The 20,327-nt window shown below is 59.3% G+C and carries 19 protein-coding genes; 4 read left to right on the top strand and 15 right to left on the bottom strand.

Features of this window, described 5'->3' with window-relative positions:
* Positions 1 to 227 precede the first annotated feature (227 nt).
* A complete protein-coding gene (locus tag BMS17_RS06030; protein ID WP_077430619.1) occupies positions 228 to 545 on the top strand; it encodes a hypothetical protein in 318 nt (105 codons plus the stop codon).
* 165 nt (positions 546 to 710) lie between these two features.
* Here BMS17_RS06030 and BMS17_RS06025 read toward each other — a convergent pair whose 3' ends face one another.
* Complete coding sequence (locus BMS17_RS06025) at positions 711 to 2,501, bottom strand: bifunctional diguanylate cyclase/phosphodiesterase (RefSeq protein WP_046027133.1); 1,791 nt, start codon at positions 2,499 to 2,501, stop codon at positions 711 to 713.
* 146 nt (positions 2,502 to 2,647) lie between these two features.
* Positions 2,648 to 4,729, bottom strand: coding sequence for a carboxy terminal-processing peptidase (locus BMS17_RS06020; protein WP_175649011.1), 2,082 nt, complete (start codon positions 4,727 to 4,729; stop codon positions 2,648 to 2,650).
* Positions 4,730 to 4,868: 139 nt separating this feature from the next.
* Here BMS17_RS06020 and BMS17_RS06015 point away from each other — a divergent pair, with 139 nt between their 5' ends.
* Entirely contained in the window at positions 4,869 to 5,831 is a 963-nt protein-coding gene (locus tag BMS17_RS06015) for a zinc-binding dehydrogenase (RefSeq protein WP_046027131.1), read from the top strand.
* Between the two features lie 114 nt (positions 5,832 to 5,945).
* On the opposite strand, the gene BMS17_RS06010 is transcribed toward BMS17_RS06015, so the two are convergent.
* From BMS17_RS06010 to BMS17_RS05985, 6 genes are all read right to left on the bottom strand, one after another.
* On the bottom strand, positions 5,946 to 6,599 hold the full coding sequence (locus BMS17_RS06010; protein ID WP_046027130.1) for an HAD family phosphatase: 654 nt from the start codon (positions 6,597 to 6,599) through the stop codon (positions 5,946 to 5,948).
* 34 nt (positions 6,600 to 6,633) lie between these two features.
* Positions 6,634 to 7,638: an ABC transporter ATP-binding protein gene (locus tag BMS17_RS06005; RefSeq protein WP_046027129.1), complete on the bottom strand. Its 1,005-nt coding sequence runs from the start codon at positions 7,636 to 7,638 to the stop codon at positions 6,634 to 6,636.
* On the bottom strand, positions 7,635 to 8,435 hold the full coding sequence (locus tag BMS17_RS06000; protein WP_046027128.1) for an ABC transporter permease: 801 nt from the start codon (positions 8,433 to 8,435) through the stop codon (positions 7,635 to 7,637). The genes BMS17_RS06005 and BMS17_RS06000 overlap by 4 nt, the downstream gene beginning before the upstream one ends.
* A complete protein-coding gene (locus tag BMS17_RS05995) occupies positions 8,422 to 9,267 on the bottom strand; it encodes an ABC transporter permease subunit (RefSeq protein WP_077430618.1) in 846 nt (281 codons plus the stop codon). Before BMS17_RS05995 ends, BMS17_RS06000 begins: the two co-directional genes overlap by 14 nt.
* The gene (locus BMS17_RS05990) at positions 9,264 to 10,070 is read right to left on the bottom strand and encodes an alkaline phosphatase family protein (protein WP_046027126.1); all 807 of its coding nucleotides are present in this window, start codon (positions 10,068 to 10,070) and stop codon (positions 9,264 to 9,266) included. The genes BMS17_RS05995 and BMS17_RS05990 overlap by 4 nt, the downstream gene beginning before the upstream one ends.
* A gap of 185 nt (positions 10,071 to 10,255) precedes the next feature.
* The gene (locus tag BMS17_RS05985; protein ID WP_077430617.1) at positions 10,256 to 11,320 is read right to left on the bottom strand and encodes an ABC transporter substrate-binding protein; all 1,065 of its coding nucleotides are present in this window, start codon (positions 11,318 to 11,320) and stop codon (positions 10,256 to 10,258) included.
* A 361-nt stretch (positions 11,321 to 11,681) separates the two neighbouring features.
* On the opposite strand from BMS17_RS05985, the gene BMS17_RS05980 reads away from it, so the two are divergent.
* Positions 11,682 to 12,395 (top strand): UTRA domain-containing protein, encoded by a 714-nt coding sequence (locus BMS17_RS05980; protein WP_077430616.1) that lies wholly within the window; start codon positions 11,682 to 11,684, stop codon positions 12,393 to 12,395.
* On the opposite strand, the gene BMS17_RS05975 is transcribed toward BMS17_RS05980, so the two are convergent.
* The 7 genes from BMS17_RS05975 to minC form a co-directional block, all read right to left on the bottom strand.
* Positions 12,371 to 14,554: a mechanosensitive ion channel family protein gene (locus BMS17_RS05975; RefSeq protein WP_077430615.1), complete on the bottom strand. Its 2,184-nt coding sequence runs from the start codon at positions 14,552 to 14,554 to the stop codon at positions 12,371 to 12,373. The two genes, BMS17_RS05980 and BMS17_RS05975, sit on opposite strands and share 25 nt — an antisense overlap.
* A 76-nt stretch (positions 14,555 to 14,630) precedes the next feature.
* Positions 14,631 to 14,807, bottom strand: a complete 177-nt coding sequence (locus BMS17_RS30320; RefSeq protein ID WP_175648953.1) for a hypothetical protein — start codon at positions 14,805 to 14,807, stop codon at positions 14,631 to 14,633.
* Positions 14,808 to 14,966: 159 nt separating this feature from the next.
* Complete coding sequence (locus BMS17_RS05970) at positions 14,967 to 16,256, bottom strand: M18 family aminopeptidase (RefSeq protein WP_077430614.1); 1,290 nt, start codon at positions 16,254 to 16,256, stop codon at positions 14,967 to 14,969.
* Positions 16,257 to 16,445: 189 nt separating this feature from the next.
* Entirely contained in the window at positions 16,446 to 17,081 is a 636-nt protein-coding gene (locus tag BMS17_RS05965; protein ID WP_077430613.1) for an RluA family pseudouridine synthase, read from the bottom strand.
* Positions 17,082 to 17,262: 181 nt separating this feature from the next.
* Positions 17,263 to 17,517 (bottom strand): cell division topological specificity factor MinE, encoded by a 255-nt coding sequence (gene minE / locus BMS17_RS05960; protein WP_007944431.1) that lies wholly within the window; start codon positions 17,515 to 17,517, stop codon positions 17,263 to 17,265.
* A complete protein-coding gene (gene minD / locus BMS17_RS05955; protein WP_046027120.1) occupies positions 17,517 to 18,329 on the bottom strand; it encodes a septum site-determining protein MinD in 813 nt (270 codons plus the stop codon). The genes minE and minD overlap by 1 nt, the downstream gene beginning before the upstream one ends.
* A gap of 201 nt (positions 18,330 to 18,530) precedes the next feature.
* The gene (minC, locus tag BMS17_RS05950) at positions 18,531 to 19,268 is read right to left on the bottom strand and encodes a septum site-determining protein MinC (RefSeq protein ID WP_046027154.1); all 738 of its coding nucleotides are present in this window, start codon (positions 19,266 to 19,268) and stop codon (positions 18,531 to 18,533) included.
* Positions 19,269 to 19,386: 118 nt separating this feature from the next.
* On the opposite strand from minC, the gene BMS17_RS05945 reads away from it, so the two are divergent.
* Positions 19,387 to 20,319 (top strand): lipid A biosynthesis lauroyl acyltransferase, encoded by a 933-nt coding sequence (locus tag BMS17_RS05945; RefSeq protein WP_046027119.1) that lies wholly within the window; start codon positions 19,387 to 19,389, stop codon positions 20,317 to 20,319.
* Positions 20,320 to 20,327: the final 8 nt, after the last annotated feature.

The raw sequence follows: 20,327 nt of genomic DNA, 5'->3' as shown, positions 1-20,327 counted from the left end.
GTGGCAGGGTGTAGGAACCCTTCAAGACTAGAGAGGACGCTTTGGCGTCGACACCTGAATTGCGGCCGTCAACATGCGTCCGTAAGATCAGTTGCGGCGGCCGTGCGCGGGCACGCTTCGGTGTGGTCGAGTTCTCTGGTCTCGATATTCCTACCCCGTGCATAGCTGCCACCCAAGCCTGTAGGAAGGCCGATGGTAGCGACCGTTCACTACCAGAGGTTTCAATAATGAAAAATCTTCACCCCGATCCACCCTATGAAAAACCAATCCCCCACCCCGACAACCGCTTCATGGCCCTCACCAGCAACTGCACCGACATGCCAACCCTGTTCGTCGATACCCACGCGCCGCTCAATGTTTTATACGACGCCGCCAACTATCGAATTCGCGCCGTCACGCAGGTGCTGGAGAACATGTCGATGCGCGGTTCGGTCGAGTGCGAATCCTTCATCCTCAGCGATTTTGCCTTGCTGTGCGCCATCCCGTTGCGCGATGGCTGTGATGTGCTGGATGTGATCGGGCGGCGGTTGCGGGCAACGCCTTAGGCGTCTCGACTCACTGCTTTTTGAATGATCGTTCCCGCACTCTGCGTGGGAATGCAGCCCATGACGCTCTGCGTCAAACGGGTGCCCGGCTCGACACCGGTGGCGTGACTGGAACGCGGAGCGTCCCTGGAGGCATTCCCATGCGGGAGCGTGGGAATGGTCGGGTTAGCGGTGTCCGGCCATTAGCGTTTCTTCGGCTGCTGGCACCGCCAAACTATCAATCACATGCACGCTATACCCCTGCACATTCTTCGCATGGTGTTTAGCCTGCGATGCCATCTCCGCCAACTGGCTCGCATCGAGTTGTCCACAGGCCTGTGGATGCAAATGGACCACGCCGATCGACAATGACAACAATGGAAACTCCTGCCGCACACCCTGACGGTTCGGCGCAATAAAGCACTCGGCTTCCAAATGTTCGCTACGGTAGAAGCGTCGGCATTGGCTGTGGAAGTCGTCCAGCAACTGGTTCAACCGTTTTCGCCAGTCTTCCGGGCCGAGCACCAGCAGGAAGTCGTCGCCGCCGATATGGCCGACGAAGTCGCGGGAAGGGTCGACGCGGTCATTCAGGCATTGCGCCAGGCACAACAGGACTTCGTCTCCACGGCCGTAGCCGTAGATGTCGTTGAAGGGTTTGAAGCTGTCGATGTCGACGTAGCAGATGATCGACTCGCGCTCCTGTTGCAGCAACCGCGTCAGGCATTGCTGGATCGGTACGTTGCCGGGCAACAGGGTCAGCGGGTTGGCGTAGCGGGCTTGCTGGATTTTTAGTTCGGTAATCAGTTTGAGTACATCAATGACCCGACCCAGTCCCAGATAACTGCCGTTGAGGGTGATGATGAAATCTTCTTCGATGCGCTGGCGGGCGCGGCTGGTGATCAGGCGACTGACCTGTTGCAGTGACTGGCTCATTTCCACGGCCAGAAAGTCGTCGTTCATCAAGCGGCTGATCGGTTTGCGCGCGAACAGGTCGGTGGCAAACGGCTTGAGTAGCGCGTCTGAGAGCGAATGCCGGTGAACGATGCCGCAGGGGTGGCCTTGCTCGTCGAGCACCGCCAGGGAGTTCAGGTTGGCCTGGCGGCGGAACGCTTCCAGCACGGTGGCGGTCGGCGTATCGCGCGACACGGCCGGTTGGTCGTTGAGCAGGGCACTGAGGTCGCTGCCTTCGTCGTTAAGCGCGACGGCGGTGCTGTCGTGTTTGGGCATCAGGTTACGTGCATCCCGGGGCGGGTGCTCCTGAGGACGGCACAGCAAATAGCCCTGGACCAGGTCGACGCCCATCTCGGTCAACACCGCGAGCTCTTCCGGCAATTCGATACCTTCGGCAATCACTTGGGCCCGCGAGGCTTTGGCGATTTGCAGGATCGAGCCGACAAATTCGCGTTTGAGCGCGTCCTGGTGAATCCCGTCGATGAAATGGCGATCAATCTTCACGTAATCCGGACGCAGCTCGGACCACAATCGCAAGCTTGAATACCCCGCCCCCAGATCATCCAGTGCGATGGAAAAGCCCATCGCCCGATAGTGATGCAGCGCGTTTTGCAGCAACTGGAAATCGTCGGTCGGGGTCTGTTCAGTGAGTTCGATGACCACCTGACTCGGTGGAATACCGAAATCCTGCAGCAGTTGCAGCGTGCGCCCAGGCTGGTGGGCGGCTTCGAGCAGGGATTCCGGGGAGACATTGAGAAACAGCTTGCCTGGCAGTTGCTGTTCGTTGAAACGTCGGCAAGCACTTTCACGGCAAGCGATTTCCAGCTCGCTCAAGCGACCGGCCTGGCGCGCCACGGAGAACAAGGCGATGGGGGAGTGCAGCGGGCTGTTCGAAGGGCCGCGAGTAAGGGCTTCATAGCCGACAATGCGTCGCTCGGAGAGGGAAATGATCGGCTGGAACAGGCTGTGCAAGCCGCTTTGAGCCAGTATGGAACTCAAGGCACTCAGCTGTTCTGTCATGGTCATGGCAATCTCGGGGCGATAAAAAAGGACTGGGAGCAGCCTCTTTTCAGAGGTGCTCCCAGTCCCTTATTTCACGACAGAATGATGACTGTTTGATGACGCTCCGGGGAGCGTCAGCATTAAATTGCCATCATCGTGATTGTAACAACTTAGTGCTTGGCGACCGCGCTGTTGAGTTTCAGGTAGTCCAGCAGGATCCGACCGGTCTCGCTCAGGTAGGCGTCGTCTTCTGGCTTGGTCTTGTCCGGCTCGGCCGCGATGGCGTCTTCGTCTTCTTTCTTCAGCTCTTTGAGCGGCTCTTCGCCCTTGGCCTTGCGACGGATGTTTTCCATGGCCAGTTGTTTGGCTTCGATATCGGTGTGTTGTGCACGACGATCCGCTTCATTGAGGCTGACGGTTTTTTCTGCCATCAGTTTCTGCGCCAGGGCCAGTTTGTCGCGGATAAACACGAACTCCGCGTCTTTGGCCGAACGCACGTCATGCTCGGACTTGAGTTGCGAGAGGTACGGTTTGAACGGGTCGACCGCAGGCTTGATGGCCGCATGGATGGTGTCCCACGGCATGGCTTCCGGCAGGGCGCTTTCGCCGATTTCCTTGGTGTCGATAATCGACGGGTAATCGATGTCCGGCAGTACGCCCTGATGCTGGGTGCTCTGGCCGGAAACCCGGTAGAACTTGGCCAGGGTCAGTTTCAGTTCGCCGTGGTTCAGCGGCTGAATGGTCTGCACGGTGCCTTTGCCGAAGGTCTGGCCGCCGATGATCAACGCGCGGTGGTAGTCCTGCATGGCGCCGGCAAAAATCTCCGAAGCCGAGGCGGACAAGCGGTTGACCAGCAACGCCATCGGGCCTTTGTAGAACGCGCCCGGGTTTTCGTCTTCCAGCACGTCGACACGGCCGTCGGCATTACGCACCAGAACAGTAGGGCCCTTGTCGATGAACAGGCTGGTCAGTTCGGTGGCTTCCTGCAGGGAACCGCCGCCGTTGTTACGCAGGTCAATGACCACGCCGTCGACTTTTTCCTTCTGCAGCTCGGTCAGCAGTTTCTTGACGTCGCGCGTGGTGCTCTTGTAGTCCGGATCACCGGCACGGAAGGCTTTGAAGTCCAGGTAGAAGGCCGGAATCTCGATGACGCCGAGCTTGTAGTCCTTGCCGTCCTGTTTCAGGTTCAGCACGGACTTCTTCACGGCCTGGTCTTCAAGCTTCACCGCTTCGCGGGTGATCGGCACGATCTTGGAAGTCTGGTCGTTAGGCGCATTGCTGGCCGGAATGACTTCCAGGCGCACCACGGTGCCTTTCGGGCCGCGGATCAGCTTGACCACTTCGTCGAGACGCCAGCCGACCACGTCGACCATCTCTTTGTTGCCTTGGGCAACACCAATGATCTTGTCGGCCGGAGCAACCAGTTTGGTTTTGTCGGCCGGGCCTGCCGGCACCAGACGCACGACTTTCACCTGGTCGTTATCGCTCTGCAACACAGCGCCGATGCCCTCCAGGGACAGGCTCATGTTGATGTCGAAGTTCTCCGCGTTATCCGGCGACAGATAGTTGGTGTGCGGGTCGTAGGACATGGCGAAGGTGTTGATGTACGCCTGGAAGATGTCTTCCGCGCGGGTCTGGTCCAGGCGCGCCAACTGGTTCTTGTAGCGCTTGGTCAGGGTTTCCTGGATTTGCTTGGAGTCCTTGCCTGCGATCTTCTGGCGCAGCACTTCGTCCTTGACGCGTTTGCGCCACAGGTCGTCGAGTTCGGCGGTGGACTTGAGCCAAGGCGCGTCCTTGCGGTCGATCAGCAAGGTTTCCTTGGTGGTGAAATCGATCTTGTCGACGCCTTTGTTCAACTCGGCAAGGGCGAAGTCCAGACGCGCCTTGACGCGGTCCAGGTAGCGCTTGTAGATGGTGAACCCGGCGTTCAGGTCGCCGCTTTTGAGGAAGTCGTCAAACTGGGTTTTCCATTTGTCGAATTCCGCGATGTCGCTGGCCATGAAGTAGCTGCGCGACGGGTCCAGCAGCTTGAGGTAGCTGTCGTAGATGATCACGGAGCGCGCGTCATCGAGCGGCGGCTTACTGTAGTGATGGCGCTTGAGCAATTCGACGACGTTCAGACTGGCGATTACTTCGTCACGATCAGGCTGAAGCTTGTCCCAGCTATTGGCTGCAAACGTATTGGTCGATAGCGGCAACAGGCCGATACCAATGAATAGGGCTAGGGCGGTGCCAGGGAAAAAATGCTTCATGCTGATTCGACGCGGGGACAATTGATCACGCATATTAGGCCGTCTTTGAAGTCGCCGGATCCACAAGGGCCGGTCGCATAATGCAAGAAAGCCCGAGGCTACAGCTACGGGCTCAGTCCAGACTCACTATGGAGGCACTGTGAAAGCATTGCAAGGCGTTGACGGTCAAGTGGAGTGGCTTGAAGAGCCCAGTCCTACATGCGATGTAGGACAAGTTCGCATTCGCGTGGCGGCTGCGGGTCTCAATCGCGCCGATTTGTTACAGAAAGCGGGTCTGTATCCGCCACCGCCCGGGGCCAGTCAAGTACTGGGTCTTGAGTGTTCAGGGGTGATCAGCGAGGTCGGCCCGGGGTCTTCCTGGCAGGTCGGAGATCGGGTTTGCGCCTTGCTGGCCGGGGGCGGGATGGCCGAAGAGGTAGTTGTCGACGGACGGCATGTGTTGCCAGTGCCAGACGGTTTGTCACTGGTCGAGGCGGCAGCACTGCCCGAAGTGTATGCAACCGTCTGGCTGAATTTGTATCAACTCGCGGCGCTTAAACCGGGTGAGAAAGTTCTTCTGCACGCCGGAGCAAGTGGAATTGGTTCAGCCGCCATTCAGCTGTGCAAGGCGTTTGGCAACCCGTGCTGGGTCAGCGTCGGTTCTGCCGAGCGTCTGGCTTACTGTGAGGCGCTGGGGGCGCAGGGCGGGGTGGTGCGCAAGGGTGGCCTGGACAGTTTGAATGACCTGGGGCCATTCGATGTGATCCTCGACCCGGTTGGCGGTCATTATGCGGCGCTGAACCTCAAGCTGCTGGCCCGTGATGGACGTTGGGTGCTGATCGGCCTGATGGGCGGCCGTGAGGCGCAGCTGGACCTGGCGCAAGTGCTGGCCAAGCGTGTGCAACTGCTGGGGTCGACCTTGCGCAGTCGCGACGATCAGTTCAAGGCGGACTTGTTCAGCGATTTGAGCCAGCACGTCTGGCCACTGTTTGCCGAGGGGCGTTTGAGCCCGCAGTTGGCCAGGACGTTCCCGATCAAGGATGCCGAAGCGGCGTTTGCCGAGTTGGCGACCAACACGGTGGCGGGGAAGCTGGTGCTGGTGATCGACGAAAGCTTGGTCTGACAATACAAAACCTGTGGGAGCGTGGCTTGCCCGCGATTCAGGCGACGCGGTGTATCAGTCAGACCGCGTCATCGTTCATCGCGGGCAAGCCACGCTCCCACAAGGTAATTTATGTTACTTCCAGAGATGGATCGGCCAGCCGGCTTTTTCGGCGTGCCCAAGCAGCACCGGATCCGGGTTTACCACGTGTGGGAAATCTACCTTCAGCAACAACGGCAAATCGTTACGGGAGTCCGAGTAGAAACTCGCGCCTTCGAGGTTTTCCTCTTCCGCATCCAGCCACTCCAGCAATCGGATGATCTTGCCTTCGCGGTAGGTCAGCGTGCCCACGGTGTGGCCGCTGTACACGCCATGCGCCACTTCCAGTTCGATGCCGAGAATCTCGTCGATGCCCAGGCGATTGGCAATCGGCTTCACCAGGTGCGTGCCGGACGCCGAGATCACCAGAATCCGGTCGCCGGCCTTGCGGTGGGCGGCGATGGCCTTGGTGGCGTCGCTGAAGATAATCGGCTCGATGAAGTCCTCCACCCAAGGCCCGACCAAGTGCTCAACCTCTTCCGGTGTGCGGCCGATCATCGGTTCCAGGCTGAAGGTCATGTAGTCCTCCATCCGCAACTTGCCGTGGCTGTAGGCGTCCATCAGTTCGTTGTTCTGACGCATGAACGACTCGGGATCGACCCAGCCCAGTCGACCCATTTGCTCGCTCCAGAGGGTGGCGCAGTCGCCGTGGATCAAGGTTTCATCCAGATCAAAAATTGCCAGGGCCATTAGTGCAGTTCTCTCTTCAACATCAGCAAGGTCATCAGGCTACCTCACACAGGGCCGTCGGATCGATGGAAAGCGCCAGGCGCTGACCATCGGGATGCAGGTCGGCCGCCGAGCGGTTGAGCACGTCTACCACCAATTCCACACCACGGGCTTCGACCCGGTACCGAATCACGTTGCCCAGCAAACTGTGGCTGCGCACCTGGGCATCCAGTTGGCCGTTCAGGCTCAGCTCGATGGCTTCCGGGCGAATGGCGATGCGGTGGCTGATCGGCCGTTGCAGCAGCTTCGAGGCGCTGTCGGCATCCAGCAGGTTGTAGTTGCCGATGAAACCGGCGGCAAAGACATCCACCGGGGCGGTGTACAGGGTTTCGGCGTCGCCGCTTTGTACGATCTTTCCCTGATTCATCAGGAAAATCCGGTCTGACATGGTCAGCGCTTCTTCCTGATCGTGTGTGACAAAGATCGTGGTCAGGCCCAGTTCACGCTGGATCTGACGGATCTGTTCGCGCAGGTGCTTGCGAATCCGTGCATCGAGGGCTGACAGCGGTTCGTCCAGCAACAACAAGCGTGGCCGGGTCACCAGTGAACGGGCGAGGGCGACGCGCTGGCATTGGCCGCCGGACAGTTGATGCGGATATCGAGCGGCGAAGTCGTTCAACTCCACCAAACTGAGCACTTCGGCGACGCGCTTCTGGCTGTCGTCGGCGTTGACCTTCTGCATCCGCAGGCCGAAGGCGACGTTTTGTTCCACCGTCATGTTCGGAAACAGCGCATAGCTCTGGAACACCATGCCGATTCCGCGTTTCTGCGGGCTCAGGGGAACGAGGTCCTGGCCATCGAGCAGGATCTTGCCGCCATCGACCGAGGTCAGGCCGGCGATGCAGCGCAGCAGCGTGGACTTGCCGCAACCGGACGGGCCGAGCAGGGTAACGAATTCACCTTTCTGGATTTCGCAGTTGATGTCGCTGAATACTGTGGTGCCGGCCTGCCTTGATGATGAGTAGCTCTTTTGAAGATGTTGGACGCTCACATAGCTCATTCGCTTTTGTCCTTGTTCAAGATATTGGCCGCCCAGGTCAGAACCAGCACAAAGAGGAAGTAGGAAATCACCAGTGCGCTGGTGAAGTGGCCGCTGCTGTTGCGCATGTTGTTGAGGTAGACCTGCAGGGTTTCGTAGCGGGTGCCGACGAGGATGTTGGCGAACACGAACTCGCCGAACAGGAACGAGAACGACAGCAGCAACGCCACCATCAAGCCTTTGCGCAGGTTCGGCAGCACCACCAGGAAGGCCGCTTGCCAGGTGCTGGCGCCGAGCAGTTGGGCCGCGTCCATCAAGTCGCTCAGGTTGATCGCTTGCAAGTTGTTGGTGATGGCCCGGTACATGAACGGCAGGGCAATCGTGAAATAGCAGCCAATCAGAATCCACGGCGTGCCGACCATCGCGAAAGGCCCCGACCCGTAGAGTTGCAACAGCCCCACCGAAGACACTACCGGCGGCACCGCGAAGGGCAGCAGGATCAGAATGTTCATCAATGCGTCGAGTTTCGGGAAATGGTAATGCACCACAAACAGCAGCGGCAGAATCAGCACCACCGACAGGATCAGCGCACCGACGCAGACCAGTAGCGATTGACCGAAAGCGTTCAGAAAGCGCGGATCGCTCCACAGCTGCACGTACCATTTGATGCTGAAGCCGCTGGGCAGGATAGTTGCCGACCAACTGCTGGAGATCGAATAGATGAACGTGCCGAGCAGCGGCAACAACAGAATGGCAAACAGCAGGTACACCACGACGCGGTGGTAAACGCCCACGGGGCCCAGTTCAGCGCGAGACATGGTAACTCCTCTTCAACAGCAGCTGATGCACGATGGTCACCAGGGTCATCAACGCCACCAACACCACCGCCAGGGCACTGGCCAGATTCGGATCGAGGGAAATATCTCCGGACACCATTGCCGCGATGCGGATGGTCATCACGTTGAAATTGCCGGTGGTCAGTGCATACACCGTCGCGTAGGCGCCGAGGGCGTTGGCCAGCAGGATCACGAATGTGCCGAGCAGCGCTGGCGTCAGCACCGGCAAACCGATGTGCCGCCAGAACTGCCAGTCGCTGGCTCCGAGCAGTTCGGCGGACTCGCGCCAGTCTTCGCGCAAGGCATCGAACGCCGGGTAGAGCAGCAACACGCCGAGCGGAATCTGGAAGTAGGTGTAGAGAATGATCAGCCCGGTTTTCGAGTACAGGTTGAAGTCCTGAATGATCCCGGCCTGCTTGAGCATGATGGTGAAGCTGCCGTTGAAGCCCAGCAGAATGATGAACGCGAAGGCCAGTGGTACGCCGGCGAAGTTACTGGTCATGTTGGCGAAGGCGTTGACGAAGTTGCGCAGTTTCGAGTCGACCCGACGCAGGGAGTAGGCGCCAAGCACCGCGATGATGATCCCGAATACGCTGGACCAGAAACTGATCTCAAGGCTGTACTGGATCGCCTGCAAATAGAACTTTGAATTGAAGATCTTGGTGAAGTTGGCCAGGCCCCAGCCAAACTCTTCCGATTCCAGGCTGTTGATCATCACCCAGATCAGCGGGGCGATTTCGAACACGATAAAGAACAGTACATAGGGCACAAGACACAACGCCGCCAGCCACTTGCCACGGGTATTGGCATTCACTTGAGCAGCTCCCGGCACACAGGTTTGTCGTGGGCGACGCCCAGCAGTTCGCAGACGGTGCCGCAGATTTCAGTCTGTTTCGGCGTAGCGCTGGTGTTCAAGCTGAACGCATCGCCGAGGACAAACAGTGGCACTTCGCGTTCTTCCGGCAACAGGCCGTTGTGGGATCGGTCGTTGTTCATGCCGTGGTCGGCCGTCACCAGTACTTGATAACCGGCGTCGAGCCAGGTGCGCAGGTAGTCGGCCAGGATGATGTCGGCCGAACGGGCGCTGTTGCGGTATTGCGGGGTGTCGAGGCCGTGTTTGTGCCCGGCGTCGTCGATGTTCATGGGGTGGATCAATAGAAAGTTCGGCGCATGACGCAAGCGCAGGTTTTCGGCGTCGGCGAACAGGTGCGAATCCGGGTAGTGGTCGTTCCAGTAAAAGTGACCGTGCTGGATCGGCAGGTTCTCGTCGTCGGTGTGACGGTCCCGTGCGGCAATAAACGGCGAGCGGTTGTACAGCTCACTGACCCAGTGATAAGCCGCCGCAGCGGTTTTCAGGCCGGCGTCGGTGGCGTAGTGATAGATGCTGCGCTGGTTGGACAGGCGCGAGACATTGTTGTGAACGATGCCGCTCTCGATCGGCGGGACGCCGGTGAGAATGCATTCGTACAAGGGGCGAGACAGGGCCGGCAGTTCGCACTCCAGTTTGTAGAGCGCTGCGCGTCCTGCGCCGACGTAGGCCTGCAGGTGCCCCATGGTGTGGCGCGCGACCTCGTAATTGAGGCCGTCGAGCACGACAAGGATGACGTTGTGCTTCATAGGGGCAAAAACTCCGCGAAACAGGATGTCGAAAATCTTGAAGTCAATTCAATCCCATGTGGGATGAGCTTGCTCGCGATGGCGGAGGATCCGTCAGCATCAATGTTGACGGTCAGTCCGCCCATCGCGAGCAAGCTCGCTCCCACAGGGATCTCCATTAGATCTCCAGATGGGGATCTACCGCATTACTGCATATTGATGATGACTTCTTCTTGCCACATCTGAGGAAGGGCTTTGGAGGTCTTTTCCCATGCATCGGCGTCTTTGATCGGCGTGACCTTTTTGTACTGCTCGTTAGGCAGCAGCTTGGACTTCACGTCTTCCGGCAGTTTGACGTGCTCGGCACGGATCGGACGCGCGTTGCCTTTTGCCAGGTTGATCTGGCCGGCGTCACTGAAGATGTATTCGCGGGCGAGCTTGGCGGCGTTCGGGTTTTTTGCGTATTTGTTGATGATGGTGGTGTAGCCGGAAATCACCGAACCATCGGATGGAATCAGCACTACGTAGTCATCCGGGTTGGCCATCTTGGCCCTGTAGCTCAGGCCGTTGAAGTCCCAGACCACGCCGACTTCGATTTCACCCTTTTCCATGGTGGCAATCGTCGGGTTGGCCATGGACAGGCGACCTTGCTTGGCGATGTCTGCGAACAGATCGAGGGCAGGTTTGAGGTTTTTCTCGTCGCCGCCGTTGGCCAGTGCCGCAGCCAGAACGCCGTTGGCCGCCTGGGCCGCCGTGCTCACGTCACCGATGGAAACCTTGTATTTGCCGCCCTTGAGGTCAGCCCACTTGGTCGGTGCTTCCGAGCCGTGCAGCAGCTTCTTGTTGACGATAAACGCGATGGTGCCGGTGTAGGCCAGGGCCCAGTTGCCGTCCTTGTCTTTCGCCCAGTCTGGCACCTGTGCCCAGGTCGTCGGTTTGTACGGTTGAACCACACCTTGCTTGACCGCGATCGGGCCGAACGCTGCGCCCACGTCACCGATGTCGGCGCTGGCGTTGTCTTTTTCAGCGGCGAACTTGGCGATTTCCTGTGCCGAGCTCATGTCGGTGTCGATGTGCTTGAGGCCGTAGGTTTTGGCCAGGTCTTCCCAGGTGCCTTTCCAGTTGGCCCAGTCATCGGGCATGCCGACGCTGTTGACGGCGCCTTCCGCTTTCGCAGCGGCTTCGAGGGTTTTCAAATCATCAGCCGCCATGGCGGCGGTGCACATGGCAATGGTCGAGCCTAACAGTGATGCCAGGAAAAGCTTTTTCATCCGAAGCTCCTTTGGGCGTTTTCAACGCTGCGATTGCGGTTGTGTTGGTCTAGGTCAGCAATACCTGAGCCAATTTAGGTGGGCTCGATGACACTTTCATGTCGGTCGTCGCCCGGCAGCACAATTATTTGCCCGGTATTGGCAGGTGCCAGATAAGCGTAGACCATGGGCAAAGGCCCGGTGAACAAGGGACTTGGCCGATGTATTGCAGGGCTTGAAGCGACCGTGGGCATGACCGTTGGGTAGCTTTGTCATCGATCAGTCATCTGCACTGCCTACGCTTGCAGGATGAAAATGAGCCGGGGTTACAGTGCGGTTCTGCCCCGAAACTGTGCTGGTCTAGTCCAGATAGGTAACGTTGATGCGTGATGAGGCAACAAAAGCGGTGACAGCCATAGGTCAGGTCCTGCAGGAACAGCTCGACCACGGTCTGTTGCCGCCCGGCAGCAAGCTACCGGCCGAGCGCAAGCTCAGTGAGTTGTTCGGGACCACGCGGATTACCGTGCGTGAGGCGCTGTTGCAGTTGGAAGCGCAGGGGCAGATTTATCGCGAGGAGCGTCGCGGCTGGTTCGTTTCACCGCCACGTCTGGCCTATAACCTGATGCAGCGCAGTCACTTTCACGCGATGGTCAGCGCGCAGGGGCGGGTGCCGTCCACCGAGGTGATTTCGGCGCGGTTGCAGCCGGCGTCAGCGGCGGTGTGCGCCTGGTTGCAATTGCCGGCGCTGTCGAGCGTGATCCAGATTTGCCGCGCGCGACGCATTGATGAGCGGCTGGTGTTGTACGTGGAGCACTATTTGAACCCGCAGTATTTTCCGGGGATTCTCGAGTTTGATTTGAATCAGTCGATCACCGAGTTGTACGCACGGCATTACGATTTGCACTACGGGCGGGTGCGTTTCGAAATTGTGCCAACGTCGCTCTCAGCGGATGCGGCCGCCGCGCTACGGGTGTCAGTGGGCAGCCCGGGACTGCGCATCGCCCGGGTCAACTACGATCAGCATGAGCGGCTGATCGATTGTGACCTGGAGTTTTGGCGTCATGATGCGATTCACGTCGGGGTGGATGTGGTCTGATCGTTTTCGGTCTGCGGTCCACCACCAGCGGTCACCACCTGCACGCTCATGCGCGGCATCGCCAGGTCCATCCCTGCGTCGTCCAGATGACGCTTGAGCGACAGGTTGAATGCCCGTGAAACCTCCCACTGTTTGATCGGCGCGGTTTTGAACCGGGCGCGAAGAATCGCGTTGCCGGACTCGAAGCTTTCAACCCCCTGGAACTCCAGCGGCGACCAGATGTTGCGCCGTTGCAGCGGGTCGGTGCGCATTTTCTGGCCGACTTCGCGCATCAACTTGATGGCTTCATCGATGTTCATGCTGGCGGGCACGGCCACGCGGAAAATGGCGTAGCCGAATTCCCGGGAGTAGTTCTTGATGCTTTTGATTTCGCTGAACGGAATGGTGTGGACGATGCCGTCGATGTCCCGCAGGCGCACGGTGCGGATGGTCAACCCTTCGACGGTGCCCAAGTGACCGCCGACGTCCACGTAGTCGTCGATGGCCAAGGAGTCTTCGATGATGATGAACAGTCCGGTGATCAGGTCTGCCACCAGAGACTGAGCGCCGAAACCGATGGCCAGGCCGATGACACCGGCACCGGCCAGCAATGGCGTGACGTTCATGCCCATGTTCGCCAGCGCGACGATCAGCGCGACAATGAAAATCGCCACGAACAACACGTTGCGGATCAGCGGCATCATCGTCTGCGCGCGGGCATTGGCCAGGCCTTTGCGTGAACGGGTGAGCGCGTGGTGCACGGCGGTGTCGCTGAGGATCCAGATCAGCCAGGCGAAAATCAGCGTGCCGGCAAGGCTGAACAGTTTGACGCTGACCTCATGGCCTTCACCTTCGGTGAACGAGATCAACGACATGCCCCAGACCCGCAGGCCGAGTTCGATGAACGCCAGCCACACCAGCAAGTGGGCGAGGGTATAGAAGAAGTTTTTCAGCCGTTCCGAATACAGCGCGTGGCGCTTCACACCGCGTTGCGGTTTGAGGGCATGGCGCCGCACCAGCCCGTTGATGACCATGCACAACACCAGCAGCACGGTACAGATCAGCGACTGACGCAAGGCGGTGCTGGTGTCGCCGGCCGAGACGAACGTGGCGAACAGCGAGACGCCCACCAGCACCAGTGCCGGGACATACCAGTAGGTGCCGAGGATCTCGATGGTATCGCTCAGGGCGCGCCGGGTCAGGCGTCGGGACAGCGGCTGATTGCGGATCAAATGCGCGATCGGCCGGCGGAACCGCATGATGAACAGCCCGGTGGACAACGCCGCCAGGACGTTGGCGGCCGTCGCGGCCGTGTGGGCCAGATGACTGCCAAGGCCGGCGACCAGTCTGGGATCGTTCAGCGCTTCACCGAACGCGGCGAAACTGCCGATCAGCCATAACGGCCGGAACGCCTGGTGACGCAGGATGTACAAGGCGCGGTGGCGGTGCGGGCCGTCGAGCAGGGAGAACGCGATCACGCAGATTGCCGAGAAACAGGTGCCGACCACCAGCGCATAAGCCAGCACCATGGCCAGGCTTTTGCCCAGCGATGAGGGCAGGGCGTAACTCATGTAGACGGTGATCACCAACGCGATCATCCATGGCCCGAGCTTGCGCAGGGCGAAGCGCAACATGTCCAGCGCCTTGGGGTGTTGCGGCAATTCTTCGGTCAGGCCGAAGCGCATCCGCACCCGATGACTGACCCAGATCAGGGCTGCTGCCAACAGGCTCCAGACCATCAGGATCATGGCGAAGGCGAAGATGATCGGCAGCCATTCACTGGCGGGAAGCAGCAACGCAGACAGCTCATCGCGAGCCAGGCCAAACTCTTCAGACCAGCGATTGAGCGGGCTATCGGCCCCGGAGAATTGTTTTTCAAACGTGGCCAACGTGCCGCCGATCAAGCCCAGTACGCCTTCTTCGGCGGCGGGTTGGGCTTTTTTGGTGGCGTCGCGCAGCTTCTTCAGGTCCGCGAGCAGCTTGGTGCGCTGCTGATCGTTTTCCAGCGACTTGATGACTTCGTCGAGCGATTGCCCCAATGGGACTTGCGCCTCTGGCTGGGCTTTCGTCGAACCGCCGAGCAAGCTCGGCAAACCGGCCGCCTGGGCAGGTGCCATCGGCAGCAGCACCAAGAGGCAGGCAAGGAAGAAACACGGCAGGGCGAAAAGACGAGCGAGCACTAGGCGGTCAACCTCGGGATGAACGGATTGGCCGAGTGTACGAGCCCGTCTAAATCAATGCGAGCCAGGGGAGGATTTATTCGTTGAGTTTGGCGAGGATTTTAATCACCACGGTGGCGAGGATCGTCATCATGCCGATCCACATGGCAAACACGCCGGCGTTTTTGTCACGAAAGTTGAAGCCGAGGGCCAGCAGGATCATCCCGGCGAGGATCGGGATCAGCATGGCGTGAAACGAAGACAACGAGATCATGGAGACAGCCTTGTCAGGAGGGATAATTTAAGTCTAGGTGGCTTTTGGGTGACCGAGGGTGATGTGTATCAGAAATGAGCCGGTCTGAGCAGAGCGCTCGCTCCCACATGATTCGTATCAACCAGTAGGAGCGAGCCTGCTCGCGAAGCCTTTCAGCGGCTACGGCAATTCCTGGCAGGCATAGAACGCGCTCAGGACTTTGACCAGGTGCGCCAGGTCGTGGCTGCCGCACAGTTCGCGGATCGAGTGCATGGCAAACGTCGGCAGGCCGATGTCCACGGTACGTACGCCCAGGTGGCTGGCGGTGATCGGGCCGATGGTCGAGCCACATCCCATGTCGCTACGCACCACAAAGCTTTGCACCGGTACTTCTTCGGCCATGCACAGGTGGCGGAAGAAGCCGGCGGTTTCGCTGTTGGTGGCGTAGCGCTGGTTGCTGTTGACCTTGATCACCGGGCCGGCGTTGAGTTTCGGGCCGTGGTTGGCGTCGTGCTTATCGGCGTAGTTCGGGTGCACGCCGTGGGCATTGTCGGCCGACACCAGCAGGGATTTCTGGATGGTACGCACGAACTCGTCACCTTCAGGCAACAGGCGACGCAACGTCTGCTCGAGCATCGGGCCATCGGCGCCGCAGGCCGAGCAGGAACCGACTTCTTCGTGATCGTTGCAGACCAGCACACAGGTTTCGTCCGTTTCGGCGGTCAGCAAAGCTTGCAGGCCGGCGTAGCACGACAGCAGGTTATCCAGGCGCGCCCCGGCGATGAAGTCACCATGCAGACCGATGACCGCAGCGCTTTGGGTGTCGTAGAAACTCAACTCGTAGTCAAGAACGACATCGGCGTTCAAACCATGCTCGAGCGCCAACTGATTGGTCAGTACGGCGCGGAAGTCCACGCGCTCGTCACCGGCGAATTGCGCAAGGATCGGCGGCAGTTCGGTTTGCGCGTTGATCGCCCAGCCCATGTTGGCTTCACGGTTGAGGTGAATGGCCAGATTGGGGATGGTGGCGATGGGCGCCTTGAAATCGATCAACTGGCTTTCGACCTTGCCATCACGGCGGAAGGTCACGCGGCCGGCAAGGGACAGGTCACGGTCGAACCACGGCGCCAGCAACGCACCGCCATAGACTTCGACGCCCAATTGCCAGAAACCCTGGCGTTGCAGCTCCGGCTGGGGCTTGACCCGCAGGCATGGGCTGTCGGTGTGCGCGCCCACCAGGCGAATACCGCCATGCAGTGGCGAATGACGGCCCATCTTGAGCGCGACGATCGAGGAGTCGTTACGGGTGACGTAGTAGCGACCGTTGGCTTCGGTGGTCCATGGCTCGCGTTCGTCGAGGCGTTGATAGCCCGCCGCTTCCAGCCGTTGAACAAGGCTGGCGGTGGCATGGAACGGGGTAGGGGAGGCCTTGAGGAAGTCGATCAGGCCTTGGTTCAACTCTTCGCGCATAAGAAGCTCCAGACAGCAGTGGCGCCAGTTTAACGTATTGGTCAGAGAATTGGCGGTGGGCTGCGGGTGTGGAAAATCACTTGTAGGAGCCGAGCTTGCTCGCGATGACGATGCCACATTCAACGTGGATGTCGGCTGACAGACCGCTATCGCGAGCAAGCTCAGCTCCTACAGGTTAATCATCGGCTGTCAGAACGGTGCCGGGCACTCGAAGCGCAAACGTTCGCCGGTTTGCGGATGAGTAAAGCTCAGCATGCTGGCGTGCAGGCACAGGCGCGGCCAGGCGGCCAGGGCTTGCTCGTGGGCGTAGAGCCCGTCACCCAACAGCGGGTGGCCAATGGAAAACATGTGCACGCGCAGTTGGTGCGAGCGGCCGGTGATCGGCGTCAGTTCGACGCGGCACCAGTCGCCGCAGCGCTCCAGCACACGCCAGAATGTCAGGGCGTTTTTACCGAATTCGTGGTCGACCACATGACGAGGCTTGGTCGGCGGATCGTAGCGCAGTGGCAAGTCGATGCTGCCGCTGTCCAGTTCCGGTTGGCCCCAGCACAGGGCGGTGTAGGCCTTTTCGGTTTCGCGATCGTGAAATTGCCGAGACAACTCGCGATGGGTGTCCGGGTCGCGGGCCAGCAGAATGATGCCGGAGGTTTCCCAGTCCAGACGATGGACGATTCGCGCTTCCGGGTAGCCGTTTTCCTGCAGGCGGGTAATCAGGCAGTCCTTGTTGTCATCGGCCCGGCCGGGCACGGAGAGCAACAGGGTCGGTTTGTTCACCACCAGTACGGCGGCGTCCTGATGGATGATGTGAACGTTGGACAACGGCATTAAAACAGCCTCGTAACAAACGCCAACGGCGGCTCAGAACCTCGCACCCTGTAGGCGCCGAGCTTGCTCGCGATAGCGGTAGTTCATTCAACATCGTCGTTGAATGTAAAACCGTCATCGCGAGCAAGCTCGGCTCCTACAGGGGCGCAAGCCTGAGCCGCCGTGGCTACCGCTGGATCGATTAACGATCCGGCAGGGTGATGTTGAGTTCCAGAATCGAGCAACTGCCCTGGTTTTCCAGAGCGACGTGCACGTCATCGGACCCGATGTTGACGTACTTGCGGATCACTTCGACCAATTCCTTCTGCAAGGCTGGCAGGTAGTCCGGGGTACTGCGCTGGCCGCGTTCATGCGCCACGATAATCTGTAGACGCTCTTTCGCTACCGATGCGGTACTTGGCTTCTTGTTGGCACGAAAGAAGTCAAAAATGTTCATTACCTACCTCCAAACAGGCGCTCGAAGAATCCCTTCTTCGTTACATCGAGAAAACGATGTTCCTTTTCTTTGCCCAAGAGGCGATCAACCGTGTCGCTGTAGGCCTGACCTGCATCGCTCTGGTCGTCAAGAATCACTGGCACGCCCTGGTTGGAAGCCTTGAGCACCGCCTGGGATTCCGGAATCACGCCGAGCAATTTGATCGAAAGGATTTCCTTGACGTCTTCGACGCTGAGCATTTCGCCTTTTTCGACACGTTCCGGGTGGTAGCGGGTAATCAGCAGGTGTTCCTTGATCTGCTCTTCACCACGTTCGGCACGACGGGACTTGCTGGCCAGCAAGCCGAGCATGCGGTCCGAGTCACGTACCGAGGACACTTCCGGGTTGGTCACGACAATCGCTTCATCAGCGAAGTACATGGCCAGGTGGGCGCCTTTCTCGATGCCCGCCGGAGAGTCGCAGACCACGAATTCGAAGTCTTCTTTCAACGCCATCAGGACTTTTTCCACGCCTTCAGTGGTCAGCGCGTCTTTGTCCCGAGTCTGGCTGGCGGCCAGTACGTAAAGGTTTTCCAGGCGTTTGTCTTTGATCAGCGCCTGTTGCAGGTTGGCTTCGCCATTGACCACGTTGACGAAGTCATACACGACGCGGCGTTCGCAACCCATGATCAGGTCGAGGTTACGCAGGCCGACGTCGAAGTCGACGATAACTGTTTTGTGACCACGCAGAGCGAGGCCGGTACCGATAGCGGCGCTGGTGGTGGTCTTACCCACACCACCCTTGCCGGATGTAACCACGAGAATCTTGGCCAAGGTGTTTCACCCCTAAGGAAAAAGGACTTTTAGCCCCTGAAAAACATCTCTTGAAAAACTACTGCAGTCGGACAGCCTTGGCTGGAATACGGTCCTGGGCGGGGTTTACCTCCGGTAAACACTGCCTTTGGCCGTTTTCCTACTTCGTTTGAGCCGTTTTCGCTACGTTTTAGAGATGCTTGGAAAATGCGGCAGTATCCGTTAAAGCCGAATGATGTTCAACACGTCGCCGGACAGGCTGACCTGTACGCCCGCACCCCACAAGGGATCGCGACGCAGATCCTCGGAAACCTTGTAGTGGCCGGCGATGGACACCAGTTCAGCGCTCATTTGCTGACAAAAAATCCTGGCTTTCGTGTCGCCTTTGACGCCGGCCAATACCCGGCCGCGCATAGGGCCGTATACATGGATGTTCCCATCGGCGAGAAGTTCCGCACCCGGGCTGACCGAGGAAATCACCACCAGATCGCAGCCTTGTGCATAAATCTGCTGACCGCCGCGTACGGGCGAAGTGATGATTTTCGTCGGTTTGATAGTCGGTTCCGGTGGTTTTTCCGGTTTTTTCTTCACCTGGCCTTCGAGCGGATCAAGCGGGCGCTCACGGGCACCGGACGGCGGCAGCACCGGCAGATCGACCGCAATGGCGGCAGCGATGTCTTCGATGCGGCTGGCGCGGATGGCCAGAGTACGCAGGCCGTGTTGACGGCAGACACGCATCAGGGCCGGCAAGTCCACCGCGCCTTCGCTGGCCGGGAGCTTGTCCAGGGCCAGCACCAGCGGGGCGTTGCTGAAAAAGTTGGGTGCCTGTGCGACCTTGGCGGCCAGTTGCCGATCAAGGTTCTCGAGGTCGTTGCGGGCCAGTTCCAGCACCGTAATGGCAAGCATGCTGCCCTTCAACTGGAACACGGGATCCTGGTCTTGCAGTTCGGTTTGGCTCATGGTCGGCATACAACGGCTTGTCACTAAAAGTGCCGAGACTTATAACGAGAACGCCCGCAAGCCGCAAGCCGGGTCGAACGATGTAGAATGCCCGGCCATTGTCTTTCCGGAACCTTTAATGGATCGCCCGCGTTTTCGAACAGCATTTCTTTCTCCGCGTTTCTGGCCGCTGTGGTGTGGCTTGGGGCTGTTGTGGCTGGTTGTGCAGTTGCCGTATCCGGCGTTGCTGTTTATCGGTCGCCTCTTGGGGGCCGTGATGTATCGCCTGGCCGGCGACCGACGGCGCATTGCCAAACGCAATCTCGAACTGTGTTTCCCTGAGAAATCGCCCGCCGAGCGCAAGCGGCTGCTCAAGGAAAACTTTGCCTCCACCGGTATCGCCTTCTTCGAAATGGCGATGAGTTGGTGGTGGTCGCGTCAGCGCCTGGCCAAACTGGCCCATGTCGAAGGGCTGGAGCACCTGAAAAAGGCTCAGCTCGAGGGCAAGGGCGTGATCCTGATGGCGGTGCATTTCACCACGCTGGAAATCGGCGCGGCGCTGTTGGGGCAGCAGCACACCATCGACGGCATGTACCGCGAACACAAAAATCCGCTGTTCGACTACATCCAGCGCCGTGGTCGCGAGCGGCACAACCTCGATTCGCTGGCCGTAGAGCGCGACGATGTGCGCGGCATGCTCAAATTGCTGCGCGCGGGCAGGGCGATCTGGTACGCGCCGGACCAGGATTACGGCGCCAAACAAAGTATTTTCGTGCCGCTGTTCGGCATTCAGGCCGCGACGGTCACCGCCACCAGCAAGTTTGCCCGGTTGGGCAAGGCGTTGGTGGTGCCGTTCACTCAGGAGCGCCTGGCGGACGGTAGCGGCTATCGACTGGTGATTCATGCGCCACTCGAAGGGTTCCCCGGCGAAACCGAAGAGGCCGATTGCATCCGCATCAATCAGTGGGTCGAAGGCGCCTTGCGCGAATGCCCGGAGCAATACCTCTGGGCTCACCGCCGCTTCAAGAGCCGTCCACCGGGCGAGCCGAAGCTGTACAAAAAACGCGGTTGAGTGACCGA

The sequence above is a fragment of the Pseudomonas sp. C9 genome, assembly GCF_002000165.1.
Taxonomy (GTDB): Bacteria; Pseudomonadota; Gammaproteobacteria; order Pseudomonadales; family Pseudomonadaceae; genus Aquipseudomonas.
Note: the sequence above shows the minus strand (reverse complement) of the source record. Positions and strands in the feature narration are given on the sequence as shown.